The following is a 12,434-nucleotide window of genomic DNA, read 5'->3' on the forward strand; positions in this document are numbered from 1 at the left end:
CGGTGGTCGAGCACGCAGGCACAACGTCTGGTACCCACCCCGGCTTCCTCACCTGAGGGAGTGGTCGGAGGGACTGGAACGAAAGGTCTACCTCATGAACGCACCACTCAGGGTGGGTGTCGTCGGCGCCGGTCGCGTCGGTGCCGTCCTCGCCGCGGCGCTGCAGACCGCACCCGTCACCTCGGGCTCCGCCTCGGCAGGTGGCTATACGGTCGTCGCTGTCGCCGGAGAGTCCGATGCCTCCCGCGCGCGGGCCGCCGAGCTCCTCCCCGGCGTGCCGGTCGAGAAGCCGACCGCCGTCGCGCGAGCGTGCGACCTCCTTCTTCTCACCGTGCCCGACGACATGCTCGGCAACGTCGTCCGCACGATGGTCGATGCCGGCGCGATCCGGCCCGGACAGTACGTCGCGCACACCTCCGGTCGCCACGGCCTCGCGATCCTCGAGCCGGCCGCCGCGATCGGCGCCCACGTGATGGCCGTGCACCCGGCGATGACCTTCTCCGGCACCGCCCGTGACCTGACCCGGCTCTCCGGCGGCGTCTTCGGGCTGACCGCCGCGACGCCTGCCGACCGCGCCTTCGCCGAGGCGCTGGTGCACGACTTCGGCGGCAGGCCGATGTGGGTGCCCGAGGAGATGCGTACGCTCTACCACGCAGGTCTCGCCCACGGCGCCAACCACCTGGTCACCCTCGTCACCGAGGCGATGGAGATCCTCTCCGCCGCCGGCGCGAACGACCCCGCCGGCACGCTGCGGCCGCTGCTCACCGCCGCCCTCGACAACGCCCTCGACCACGGCGACGCGGCGCTGACCGGCCCGATCGTGCGCGGTGACGCCGGCACGGTCGCGGCCCACCTCGACGACATCCGGACCAACGCGCCGCAGACCCTGGCGTCGTACGTCGCCATGGCACGGGCCACGCTCGACCGGGCCGTCTCCGACGGGCGGCTGCTGCCGATCCGGGCGCGCAAGATCTCGCACCTGCTCGACGATGCCGTCGCAGGGGCAGCGCCCGCGCAGAGCGATGGTGCGGTCGACACCGTCGAGACCTCTACCTGGAACCAGGCATGACCGCGATCGCCTCCACTCGCGACGACCTCGCGAAGCTGCTCGACCCTGCCCGCCGTGACGGCGCCTCGGTCGGGTTCGTGCCGACGATGGGCGCCCTGCACGACGGCCACGCGTCGCTGATGCGTGTCGCCCGTGAGCGGGTCGGTGACGGCCCGGTCGTCGTCTCGATCTTCGTCAACCCGCTGCAGTTCGGCGCGGGCGAGGATCTCGACCGCTACCCACGCACCCTCGAGGCCGACCTCGAGGTCTGCGAGCGCGAGGGCGTCGACGTCGTCTTCGCGCCGTCGGTCGACGAGGTCTATCCCGGTGGCGACCCGCAGGTGACCGTGGCCCCCGGCCCGCTGGCCGACGTGCTCGAGGGCGCGACCCGTCCGGGCCACTTCGGCGGCGTGCTCACCGTCGTCGCGAAGCTGTTCGGGCTCGTGAAGCCCGACGTCGCCGTCTTCGGCGAGAAGGACTACCAGCAGCTCGCGCTGATCCGCCGGATGTCGGCCGACCTGTGCCTCGGCGTCGACGTCGTCGGTGCGCCGACGCAGCGCGAGCCCGACGGCCTGGCCCTCTCCTCGCGCAACCGTTATCTCTCGCCCGAGCAACGGGAGGTCGCGACGACGTTGTCGCGGGCCCTCCGTGCAGCGCAGCGCGAGGCCGTGCACGGCGTCGATGCCGCGCTCGCTGCTGCTCACGCCGAGCTGAACCGGGTGACGGGCGTCGAGCTCGACTACGTCGAGATCACCGACCCCGCGCTCGCGCCCCTGCCGGAGACACCGGCCCCCGGCAGCGAGGCCCGGATCCTCGTCGCCGCCAAACTTGGAACCACCCGACTCATCGACAACATGAGCCTAAGGGTGGGGCGATGAACACCTTGGACCGCCAGCGCCGCCATGGCACGCACCGGGCGGCGTTGTCGTCAGTCGCCGTGGCTCCGCCACGGCTCCCTCCTCCGCCTTGCCCAGCACGCGCCCTGACGACGCTGAACGGCCCAACTTGCTCAACGCCACACCCTACGATCGGAGCACCCCGATGACCCGTCTGCGCACCATGATGACCGGCAAGATCCACCGTGCCACGGTCACCCAGGCAGACCTTCACTACGTCGGCTCGGTCACCGTCGACGCCGACCTCCTCGACGCCGCGGACATCCTGCCCGGCGAGCTGGTCTCCATCGTCGACATCACCAACGGCGCCCGCCTGGAGACCTACACGATCGCCGGCGAGCGCGGCAGCGGCGTGCTCGGCATCAACGGCGCCGCCGCCCACCTGGTGCACCCCGGCGACCTCGTCATCCTGATCGCCTACGCGCAGATGACCACGGCCGAGGCGAAGGCTCTCGAGCCGCACGTCGTGCACGTCGACGACGCCAACCACATCATCGCGCTGGGTTCGGACGCTGCCGAGCCGGTGCCGGGGAGCGACCAGCTGCGGGGCGACCTCGTCCTCACGCAGTAACGTGCGGCCATGAGCGAGCGCCAGCGGACGACAGTTGAGCTGCTCTCCGCCCGTGACCCGGGCTGGACCGAGTGGGCCGACGTGATCGTGGTGGGCTCCGGGATCGCCGGGCTGACCGCGGCCCTCCGGCTCCGCGACCAGGTCGAGCGGGTCGCCGTGGTGACCAAGGACGTGCTCCAGGCAGGCTCCACGCAGTGGGCCCAGGGCGGCATCGCGGCCGCGCTCGGTGAGGGTGACACCCCCGAGCAGCACGAGGTCGACACGCTCGTCGCAGGTGCGGGGGCGTGCGACCTGGAGGCCGTACGTGTGCTGGTCGGTGAGGGCGCCGAGGCCGTTCGCGAGCTCATCGAGTGGGGCGCCGACTTCGACAAGGACCCCGACGGCAACCTGTCGTTGACCCGTGAGGGCGGCCACCACCGCGACCGGATCGCGCACGCCGACGGCGACGCGACCGGCGCCGAGATCCAGCGCGCGCTGATCGAGGCGGTGCGGCGCGCTCCCGATGCGCCAGCAGGCGAGGAGCGAAGCGACGCAAGCCCGATCATGGTCTTCGAGCACGCCATGGTCGTCGACCTGCTCACCGCCGACGACGGCGGCGTGGCCGGTCTGACCATCCACGTGATGGGCGAGGGCGACGCCGACGGCGTGGGCATGGTGCGTACGCGTGCGGTCGTGCTCGCCTCCGGCGGACTCGGCCAGGTCTTCTCGCAGACCACCAACCCCGCCGTCGCCACCGCCGACGGGATGGCGATCGCGCTGCGGGCCGGTGCGACGCTGCGCGACCTCGAGTTCGTGCAGTTCCACCCCACGGTGATGTATCTCGGCGAGGACTCCCGCGGCCAGCAGCCGCTGATCTCCGAGGCCGTACGCGGCGAGGGCGCGTTCCTCGTCGACTGGGACGGCGCCCGGCTGATGGAGGGTGTCCACGAGATGCGCGACCTGGCGCCTCGCGACATCGTCTCCAAGGCGATCATGAAGCGGATGCTCGAGACCGGCCACCCCAACATGTGGCTCGATGCGCGTCACCTGGGTCGCGCGTTCTGGGAGAAGCGGTTCCCCAACATCCTCGCCTCCTGCAAGCAGCACGGCGTCGACCCCGCCGTCGACCTGATCCCGGTCGCGCCGGCGTGCCACTACGCCTCCGGCGGCGTCCGCACCGACCTGTGGGGCCGATCCTCGGTGCCCGGCCTCTACGCCACCGGCGAGGTCGCCTGCAGCGGCGTCCACGGCGCCAACCGGCTCGCCTCCAACTCGCTGCTCGAGGGGTTGGTCTTCTCCCGGCGGATCGCGGAGGTGCTGCCCGGTGAGCTGCGCCAGCTGGAAGACCCCGAGACCGACACCACGACCCACGTCGACCGCGTGCTCGTGCCCGGCACGGCGCTCAAGCAGCTGCAGGAGACGATGACGACCAAGGTCGGTGTGCTCCGCAACGCGACCGGTGTCGCCGAGGCCGTCGACGAGCTCGAGAAGCTCGGCCGCACGCCCGCGACCACGATCGACCCGGAGGCGTGGGAGGCGACCAACCTGCTCACCGTCTCGCTCGCGCTCGCGAGATCGGCGCTGCTGCGCGAGGAGACCCGCGGATCCCACTGGCGCGAAGACTTCGGGCAGCGTGACGACGCCGGGTTCGCGGGCCACTTCGACGTGCGACTCCTCGATGGTGAGACCATCGCCACGTTCACCCCGGCGCCGGCGACAGACCCGTCTCGAGCCGAGCCGGCGAATCGCACCACCCCGTCAACCCCGTCAACACCGGCAGGAGCCTGATGAGCATTCGACGCGTGCCCTTCGACGAGATCCCGGAGTCGCTCCGGGAGGAGCTGACCGCTGCAGGGCTGGACGCAGGTGTGGTCTACGACGCCGTCGAGCTCGCTCTCGACGAAGACCTGCCCATGGTCGCGCCCGGCGAGATGCCCAGCGAGGACGTCACCTCGGTGGCCACCATCGCGCCCGACTCGACCGGCGTCGGCGTCTTCGCCGCTCGTGAGGACGGCGTGGTCGCCGGCCTCGGCGTGGCCGCGCTCGTCTTCGCGTACGTCATGGGTGACTCCGTCACGATCACCGACCGGGTCAGGGACGGCTCGAAGGTGAAGGCGGGCGACATCATCATGCGCCTGACCGGTTCGACGCGCGGGCTGCTGACGGCGGAGCGTACGGCTCTCAACTACGCCTCCCACCTCTCCGGCGTCGCCACCGGTGTCGCGGCCTGGACCGAGGCGCTGGAGGGCACCGGGGCTCAGGTGCTCGACACCCGCAAGACCCTGCCCGGTTTCCGCACGCTCGAGAAGTACGCCGTGCGCTGCGGCGGCGGCGCCAACCACCGGATGGCGCTCTCCGACATGGCACTGGTCAAGGACAACCACATCGTCGCCGCCGGTGGCGCGGTGCAGGCTTATGAGGCCGTGAAGTTCGCTTATCCTGACGTGCCGATCGAGGTCGAGGTGACGACGCTCGAGGAGCTCAAGTCGCTTCTCGACGCCGGCTGCGGGCGGATCATGCTCGACAACATGTCGACCGCGACCATGAAGGAAGCCGTCGAGATCACCGGCGGCCGCGCGGTGCTGGAGGCGTCGGGCGGGCTCACCCTCGACCGCGCGCGCGAGGTCGCCGAGACCGGCGTCGACTATCTCTCCGTCGGTGCGCTGACCCACTCGGTGAAGGTCTTCGACATCGGCTTCGACCTCTCGGAGGGCTGAACCCGACCGTGACCCTTCTCGCTGTCAACATCGGCAACAGCCACACGATCCTGGGGCTGATCGCCGATGGTGCCGTGTCCGCCGACTGGCGGGTCTCCACGCTCGAGCACCGCACCGCCGACGAGTGGTGGGCGCTGCTGCGGGGCACCGTCGGAGACGAGCGGGTCGATGGCATCGACGGCGTCGTGGTGTGTGCGACCGTGCCGTCGGTGCTGCACGAGTGGCGCGAGATGATCTCGCGCCACCTGAGCTCGGTCGCCGCGGTGGTGGTGGAGCCGGGCGTACGCTCCGGCATCCCGATCCTGATGGACAACCCGCGCGAGGTCGGCACCGACCGGATCGCGAACGCGGTCGCTGCCGTGGCCCACCACGGTGGGCCCGCGATCGTGGTCGACTTCGGTGGGACGGCGACCACCTTCGACGTCGTCAACGCGGCCGGGCAGTACGTCGGCGGCGCGATCCTGCCCGGCATCGAGCTCTCCCTGGAGGCTCTGGGGCGCCGCGGTGCCCAGCTGCGTCGGGTCGAGCTCGCGCGTCCGCGGTCGGTGATCGCGAAGAACACCGTCGAGGCGCTGCAGTCGGGGATGGTCTTCGGAGTCGCGGCACAGGTGGAGGGTCTGGTATCTCGGATCATCGGCGAGATGGATGTCGCAGCCGATGAAGTGACGGTGATTGCGACCGGATATCTGGCGGAGTTCGTTCTTGATGAGAGTAAGTGCTTCTCAGTGCATTCTCCGTGGTTGACCTTCCAAGGCCTCGAGCTCATATTCCAGCGAAATGTCATTCGTTAGCGATTTCGGTATGCCAACCTGTTGAATTATCAGGTTGATATGTAATGCTATGTGCATCTCGCGCAACCGCGACGGCTATATTCGACCCGTTCCAGGGTGAAGAAGAGCAGTGAAGGTAGGAACATGGCTAAGAAGGTCCAGATCATCCTCGAGGACGACATCGACGGCTCGGAGGCCACCGAGACGGTGTCGTTTGCCCTGGACGGCACCACCTACGAGATCGATCTCAACGACGCCAATGCGGCCAAGCTGCGTGACTCCCTCGCGCTCTTCGTCGGCCACGCGCAGAAGGTGAGCGGCCGTCGCGGCGCCAAGAAGGCGGCCGCCGCTGGTGGCACCACCCCGAAGGTCATGCGTGAGTGGGGCAAGGCCAACGGCTACACCGTCCCTGACCGCGGTCGCATTCCCGCCGAGGTCCGCACCGCCTTCGAGGCGGCCCACTGAGCTCGTCCGCGTCCTACGCGACCGGCTGCCGCGCCCCGTGGGGCGCGGCAGCCGTATTTGAGTGAGGGTCCGAGCGGCGTACTGACACCGGGAGGGGCTTGTTCGCTCTCAGCGCACGGATCGCATTGTGTTGTCGGGAACGCGTAGGCTGTCTGTGGGGTTGTTTCCCGTTGAGACCGCCCACATCGGACCCGTCCGGTGGGCGCCTTCGCCCCAGAATTCTTTAGGAGAGATGCGTACATGTTCGAGCGGTTCACTGACCGAGCCCGCCGGGTGGTCGTGCTGGCCCAGGAAGAGGCCCGCATGCTCTCCCACAACTACATCGGGACCGAGCACATCCTGCTCGGCCTCATCCACGAGGGCGAGGGCGTCGCGGCCAAGGCCCTGGAGTCCCTCGACATCTCGCTCGAGGCGGTGCGCAACCAGGTCGAGGAGATCATCGGCCAGGGTCAGCAGGCGCCGTCCGGGCACATCCCGTTCACCCCGCGCGCCAAGAAGGTGCTCGAGCTGTCCCTGCGCGAGGCGCTGCAGCTCGGCCACTCCTACATCGGCACCGAGCACATCCTGCTCGGCCTGATCCGTGAGGGCGAGGGCGTCGCCGCCCAGGTGCTGCAGAAGCTCGGCGCCGACCTCAACCGGGTGCGCCAGCAGGTCATCCAGCTGCTCTCGGGCTTCCAGGGCAAGGAGGGCCAGGGTGGCGCCTCCGGTGCGACCGCCACCGCCGGCACCACCTCGGCCGAGGCGCCTTCTTCGAGCCTCGTGCTCGACCAGTTCGGCCGCAACCTCACCCAGGACGCCCGCGACGGCAAGCTCGACCCGATCATCGGGCGCGAGAGCCAGATCGAGCGTGTGATGCAGGTGCTCTCGCGGCGTACGAAGAACAACCCGGTCCTCATCGGTGAGCCCGGCGTCGGCAAGACGTCGATCGTCGAGGGGCTCGCGCAGGACATCGTCAAGGGCACCGTGCCCGAGACGCTCAAGGACAAGCAGATCTACACGCTCGACCTGGGTGCGCTCGTCGCCGGCTCGCGCTACCGCGGTGACTTCGAGGAGCGCCTCAAGAAGGTGCTCAAGGAGATCAAGACCCGCGGCGACATCGTGCTGTTCATCGACGAGATCCACACCCTCGTCGGTGCGGGTGCGGCCGAGGGCGCCATCGACGCGGCCTCGATCCTCAAGCCGATGCTGGCTCGCGGTGAGCTGCAGACGATCGGCGCGACCACGCTCGACGAATACCGGAAGTACCTGGAGAAGGACGCCGCTCTCGAGCGCCGTTTCCAGCCGATCCAGGTGCCGGAGCCGGCCATCTCGGTCGCGATCGAGATGCTCAAGGGCATCCGTGACCGTTACGAGGCCCACCACCGGGTGACGATCACCGACGAGGCGCTCGTCTCCGCGGTGACGCTGGCCGACCGTTACATCTCCGACCGGTTCCTGCCCGACAAGGCCATCGATTTGATCGACGAGGCCGGCTCGCGGCTGCGCATCCGCCGGATGACCGCCCCCGCCGACCTGCGCGAGTACGACGACAAGATCGCCGACGTACGCCAGCGCAAGGAGGCGGCGATCGACGGCCAGGACTTCGAGGCTGCCGCCCGTCTGCGGGATGAGGAGAAGCAGCTCATCGCCAAGAAGGCCGAGCGTGAGAAGGCCTGGCGCGACGGCGACATGGACGAGGTCGCCGAGGTCGACGAGGAGCTGATCGCCGAGGTGCTCGCCGTGGCGACCGGCATCCCGATGGTGCAGGTCAACGAGGAAGAGTCCCAGCGTCTGCTGCGCATGGAGGACGAGCTCCACAAGCGCGTCATCGGTCAGGACGAGGCCGTCAAGGCGCTCTCCCGGGCGATCCGCCGCACGCGTGCGGGTCTGAAGGACCCCAAGCGCCCCGGTGGTTCGTTCATCTTCGCCGGTCCGTCCGGTGTCGGAAAGACGTGGCTGTCCAAGACGCTCGCCGAGTTCCTCTTCGGTGACGAAGAGGCGCTGATCCAGCTCGACATGTCGGAGTTCGGCGAGAAGCACACCGTCTCGCGGCTCTTCGGTTCGCCTCCGGGCTACGTCGGCTACGAAGAGGGTGGCCAGCTCACCGAGAAGGTGCGCCGCAAGCCGTTCTCCGTGGTGCTCTTCGACGAGGTCGAGAAGGCCCACCCGGACATCTTCAACTCGCTGCTGCAGATCCTGGAGGAAGGTCGCCTGACCGACTCGCAGGGCCGGGTGGTCGACTTCAAGAACACCGTCATCATCATGACCACCAACCTCGGCACGAGGGACATCGCGAAGTCGGTCAACCTGGGCTTCTCCCAGGCCAACGACGCCGCGGGCTCCTACGAGAAGATGAAGGCCAAGGTCACCGACGAGCTCAAGCAGCACTTCCGGCCTGAGTTCCTCAACCGTGTCGACGAAGTGATCGTGTTCCCGCCGCTCTCGCAGGACCAGATCATGTCGATGGTGGACAACATGATCTCGGCCGTCGAGGTTCGGCTCAAGGACCGCGACATGGGCATCGAGCTCACCACGCCCGCGAAGGAGCTGCTCGCCAAGCGCGGCTTCGACCCGGTGCTGGGTGCTCGTCCGCTGCGCCGCACGGTGCAGCGCGAGATCGAGGACATGCTCGCCGAGAAGATGCTCTACGGCGACATCGGCCCCGGCGAGATCGTGCTCGTCGGTGTCGACGGCGAGGGTCCAGAGGCGACCTTCACCTTCGAGGGCCAGAAGCGCTCGGCGATTCCCGACGTCCCCCCGCTGGAAGGCGCGAGCGTCTCTGACGCCGAGCTTCCCGACCAGGACGAGCCGGTGAACATCGAGAAGCCCAAGCCGGAATCCGACTGACCCAGAAGTGCCTTATCCACGCCGGGTGACCAGTGACTGGTCACCCGGCGTGGTCTATTTCCTGGTCTGATTCGGAAGCCGACTTCTTGGGGTCGGAATTCGACTTCTCGGGAGATTAGGGAAGAGCGAAGAAGTCGGGCTCGACTTCTGTGGCCAAGTTGTCTTTCAAGAGGCCGTTCAGGGCGCGCTCGCGTTGGGTGTTGTCCGACCAGACCGTGTCGAGCCGGCTGCGGTGCACGGGGGAGTCGGCGTCGCGGAGCACGGCCATCAACCGACCGCGGCACTGCCGGTCGGTGCCGGCCCAGGTCTGCACCTTTCGAGGCGGGCCGTCATAGGCGGGGTGACCGGCCGTGCGCCAGGCACAGAGATCGGCCACCGGACAGCGGCCGCACGCAGGGTTGCTCGCCGTGCACACGAGCGCGCCGAGCTCCATGACGGCGACCGACCAGGTCGCGGCGGTCGGCTCGTCGTCGGGCAGCACGCTCGCGGCCAGCTCGCGCTCGGCCTTGTTGACCGATTGCGCGGGGAACTCGACTCCGCTCAGCGTCCTGGCGAGCACGCGGCGTACGTTGGTGTCGAGGACGACGTGTCGCCTGCCGTAGGCGAAGGTGGCGATCGCGGCCGCGGTGTAGTCGCCGACGCCGGGGAGCGCGATCAGGTCGTCGTACGCCGCGGGCACCTCGCCCGCGTGACGCTCGAGGATCGCGGTGGCGGCCGCGTGCAGCCGCAGGGCGCGCCGCGGATAGCCGAGGCGGCCCCAGGCGCGTACGGACTCGCCGGTCGGCTCGGCGGCCAGGTCGGCGGGGGTGGGCCAGCGGTCGAGCCACGCCTCGTGGACGGGGAGGACCCGGCTGACCGGAGTCTGCTGAAGCATGAACTCGCTGACCATCACCGACCACGGGGTTGCGCTCGTCGAGCGCCACGGGAGGTCGCGTGCGTTGGCGTCGTACCAGTCGAGGACGGCGTCGTGGAGATCCATCACACACCGATTGTGCCGTGCGACAGGTATGGCCCCGGAGTGGCACCCCGCATCCCGAAGATCTGGTCATTACCGTGTCACCCATGGCGCGCACGACACGGACCCGAGGACGGCAACGGGCCTCGGTGTATTGGCGCCGGCGGGTGGCTGTGCTCGCGATCGTCCTGCTTCTCATCGTCGGGATCTCGCGGCTCTTCGTCGGTGGGTCCGACGAGCCCGACGACACCGCGTCGCAGGTTGCCGACAAGCCCGCGGCGACCGTGACGGTCACTCCGACGCCGGATGCCGACCCGTCGAAGCAGGCCGGCGACGCCACGGGTGGCAAGCCCGAGAAGCCCGGAAAGCCCGAGAAGTCCACGAGCTCGGCGCCGCCCGAGCCCACCGGCGAGTGCTCGCCCTCCGACGTGATCCTCAAGCCCGCTGTCACCAACGGCTATGCGGAGGACAACGTCACCATCCCGCTCGAGGTGCGCACGGCGAAGGCCGCCGCCTGCATCTGGAAGGTGTCCGACGACGCCCTGCAGGTGCGGATCTCGCAGAAGGGCGGTGACCTGGTCTGGTCGACGGTCGCCTGCCCCAAGGCGGTGCCGACCAAGGACATCGTCCTCCGCCGCGACACCGTCACCACGCTTCCCCTGACCTGGAGCGGCCGCCGCATCGTCGCCGACGAGTGCACCGGCCACGGCCCGTGGGTGAAGCCCAACTTCTTCGTGATCGTCGCCTCCGCCCTCGGCGGCGAACCCTCCTCCGCCACCTTCGGCCTCTACAAGCCCGGCAGCACCCTGCCGCGTACCGAGCCCGACACCCCCGCCAACTGACACACCCTCCCTGCCGAGAAGTCACCCCTGCAGGCCGAGAGGTCACGTGTGCAGGTCGAAGCGTCACTTCTGCAGGTCGAGTGGGCACGTAGATGCCCACTCGACCTGCAGAAACGACCTCTCGCCCTGCAGGAGTGACTCTTCGGCGTGCGGGAGTGACCTCTCGCCCTGCAGGAGTGACTCTTCGGCGTGCGGGAGTGACCTCTCACCCTGCAGGAGTGACTTCTCGGCGGAGGGTCAGACGTAGCGTTCGAGGATGGTGGATTCGGCGAGGCGGGAGAGGCCTTCGCGTACGGAGCGGGCGCGGAGCTCGCCGACGCCTTCGACGGCCTGGAGGTCGTCGACGCTGGCGGAGAGGAGCTTCTGGAGGGTGCCGAAGTGGTCGACGAGGCGGTCGACGACGGCGGGTGGCAGCCGCGGCACCTTGGCGAGGAGGCGGTAGCCGCGCGGGGCGACGGCGCCGTCGAGAGCCTCGGAGGTGGTCAGGCCCAGCACGCGGGCGGTGGCGGCGGGGTCGACGAGCTCGGCGGAGTTGAGCGCCTCGAGCTCGGCGAGCAGCTCCTCGGGCGACCGCGCGCGGCGGCCGCGGGGGAGGTAGTCGCGGATGACCATCTCGCGCTCCGCGTCGACGCCGGTGATGAGCTCCTCCAGTTGGAGGGAGAGCAACCGGCCGTCGGTGCCGAGCTCGAGGACGTAGTCCTCTATCTCGCGGGCGATGCGGGTCACCATCTCGAGGCGTTGCGCCACGACGGCGACGTCGCGCACGGTCACCAGGTCTTCGATCTCGAGCGCCGAGAGGGTCGAGGCGACCTCGTCGAGGCGCAGCTTGTAGCGCTCCAGCGTCGCCAGCGCCTGGTTGGCGCGAGAGAGGATCTGCCCGGAGTCTTCGAGGACGTGGCGGGTCTGACCGACGTACGCCGCGATGATCTGCATCGACTGGGACACCGAGATCACCGGCTGGCCGGTCTGCTTGGCGACCCGGTCGGCGGTGCGGTGCCGGGTGCCGGTCTCGGTCGAGGGGATCGTGTGGTCGGGCATCAGGTGGACGGCGGCCTGCACGATGCGGCTGAGGGAGTCGTCGACGATGATCGCCCCGTCCATCTTGGCGAGCTCACGCAGGCCGGTGGAGGTGAAGGGCACGTCGAGGGTGAACCCGCCGGTCGATATCGCATCGACCATCGGGTCGAAACCGAGCACGATCAGCGCGCCGGTGCGGCCACGAAGAATGCGCTCGAGTCCGTCGCGCAGCGGTGTCCCGGGCGCGATCAGTGCGAGCACTTCGCGCAGTCGGATGGAGTCCGCGGTGCGGTCGGCGGCCACGAGATTCCTTTCGGGGTGGGATGTGCTGATTCTAACCGTGAACCC

General features: G+C 69.3%; 11 protein-coding genes. 9 read left to right on the forward strand and 2 right to left on the reverse strand.

What is annotated here, in order from left to right:
• The first annotated feature begins 94 nt into the window (after positions 1–94).
• The 8 genes from FB381_RS02295 (at position 95) to FB381_RS02330 (ending at position 9,272) form a co-directional block, all read left to right on the forward strand.
• Positions 95–1,069, forward strand: coding sequence for a Rossmann-like and DUF2520 domain-containing protein (locus tag FB381_RS02295; protein ID WP_141778790.1), 975 nt, complete (start codon positions 95–97; stop codon positions 1,067–1,069).
• The gene (gene panC / locus FB381_RS02300; RefSeq protein ID WP_141778791.1) at positions 1,066–1,926 is read left to right on the forward strand and encodes a pantoate--beta-alanine ligase; all 861 of its coding nucleotides are present in this window, start codon (positions 1,066–1,068) and stop codon (positions 1,924–1,926) included. Before FB381_RS02295 ends, panC begins: the two co-directional genes overlap by 4 nt.
• A 163-nt stretch (positions 1,927–2,089) precedes the next feature.
• Positions 2,090–2,515 (forward strand): aspartate 1-decarboxylase, encoded by a 426-nt coding sequence (gene panD, locus FB381_RS02305; protein ID WP_211352307.1) that lies wholly within the window; start codon positions 2,090–2,092, stop codon positions 2,513–2,515.
• A 9-nt stretch (positions 2,516–2,524) separates the two neighbouring features.
• Complete coding sequence (locus FB381_RS02310) at positions 2,525–4,282, forward strand: L-aspartate oxidase (protein WP_141778792.1); 1,758 nt, start codon at positions 2,525–2,527, stop codon at positions 4,280–4,282.
• Complete coding sequence (gene nadC / locus FB381_RS02315) at positions 4,282–5,211, forward strand: carboxylating nicotinate-nucleotide diphosphorylase (RefSeq protein WP_141778793.1); 930 nt, start codon at positions 4,282–4,284, stop codon at positions 5,209–5,211. Before FB381_RS02310 ends, nadC begins: the two co-directional genes overlap by 1 nt.
• An 8-nt stretch (positions 5,212–5,219) precedes the next feature.
• The gene (locus tag FB381_RS02320) at positions 5,220–6,002 is read left to right on the forward strand and encodes a type III pantothenate kinase (RefSeq protein ID WP_141778794.1); all 783 of its coding nucleotides are present in this window, start codon (positions 5,220–5,222) and stop codon (positions 6,000–6,002) included.
• Between the two features lie 123 nt (positions 6,003–6,125).
• The gene (locus tag FB381_RS02325) at positions 6,126–6,446 is read left to right on the forward strand and encodes a histone-like nucleoid-structuring protein Lsr2 (protein ID WP_141778795.1); all 321 of its coding nucleotides are present in this window, start codon (positions 6,126–6,128) and stop codon (positions 6,444–6,446) included.
• A 240-nt stretch (positions 6,447–6,686) separates the two neighbouring features.
• On the forward strand, positions 6,687–9,272 hold the full coding sequence (locus FB381_RS02330) for an ATP-dependent Clp protease ATP-binding subunit (protein ID WP_141778796.1): 2,586 nt from the start codon (positions 6,687–6,689) through the stop codon (positions 9,270–9,272).
• 115 nt (positions 9,273–9,387) lie between these two features.
• Here FB381_RS02330 and FB381_RS02335 read toward each other — a convergent pair whose 3' ends face one another.
• On the reverse strand, positions 9,388–10,251 hold the full coding sequence (locus FB381_RS02335) for an HhH-GPD family protein (RefSeq protein ID WP_141778797.1): 864 nt from the start codon (positions 10,249–10,251) through the stop codon (positions 9,388–9,390).
• A gap of 83 nt (positions 10,252–10,334) precedes the next feature.
• Between FB381_RS02335 and FB381_RS02340 the strand changes: the two genes are divergently transcribed.
• Positions 10,335–11,069 (forward strand): hypothetical protein, encoded by a 735-nt coding sequence (locus FB381_RS02340; protein WP_211352308.1) that lies wholly within the window; start codon positions 10,335–10,337, stop codon positions 11,067–11,069.
• A gap of 237 nt (positions 11,070–11,306) precedes the next feature.
• Here FB381_RS02340 and disA read toward each other — a convergent pair whose 3' ends face one another.
• Positions 11,307–12,389 (reverse strand): DNA integrity scanning diadenylate cyclase DisA, encoded by a 1,083-nt coding sequence (gene disA / locus FB381_RS02345; RefSeq protein WP_141778799.1) that lies wholly within the window; start codon positions 12,387–12,389, stop codon positions 11,307–11,309.
• Positions 12,390–12,434: the final 45 nt, after the last annotated feature.

It is taken from the genome of Nocardioides albertanoniae, from assembly GCF_006716315.1.
GTDB classification, from domain to species: Bacteria; Actinomycetota; Actinomycetes; order Propionibacteriales; family Nocardioidaceae; genus Nocardioides; species Nocardioides albertanoniae.

Coding starts and splice junctions, on each gene's coding strand:
- FB381_RS02295 (WP_141778790.1), top strand. CDS start 95: ATGAACGCACCACTCAGGGTGGGTGTCGTCGGCGCCGGTCGCGTCGGT.
- FB381_RS02310 (WP_141778792.1), top strand. CDS start 2,525: ATGAGCGAGCGCCAGCGGACGACAGTTGAGCTGCTCTCCGCCCGTGAC.
- FB381_RS02325 (WP_141778795.1), top strand. CDS start 6,126: ATGGCTAAGAAGGTCCAGATCATCCTCGAGGACGACATCGACGGCTCG.
- FB381_RS02330 (WP_141778796.1), top strand. CDS start 6,687: ATGTTCGAGCGGTTCACTGACCGAGCCCGCCGGGTGGTCGTGCTGGCC.
- panD (WP_211352307.1), top strand. CDS start 2,090: ATGACCCGTCTGCGCACCATGATGACCGGCAAGATCCACCGTGCCACG.
- FB381_RS02340 (WP_211352308.1), top strand. CDS start 10,335: ATGGCGCGCACGACACGGACCCGAGGACGGCAACGGGCCTCGGTGTAT.
- panC (WP_141778791.1), top strand. CDS start 1,066: ATGACCGCGATCGCCTCCACTCGCGACGACCTCGCGAAGCTGCTCGAC.
- nadC (WP_141778793.1), top strand. CDS start 4,282: ATGAGCATTCGACGCGTGCCCTTCGACGAGATCCCGGAGTCGCTCCGG.
- FB381_RS02335 (WP_141778797.1), bottom strand. CDS start 10,251: ATGGATCTCCACGACGCCGTCCTCGACTGGTACGACGCCAACGCACGC.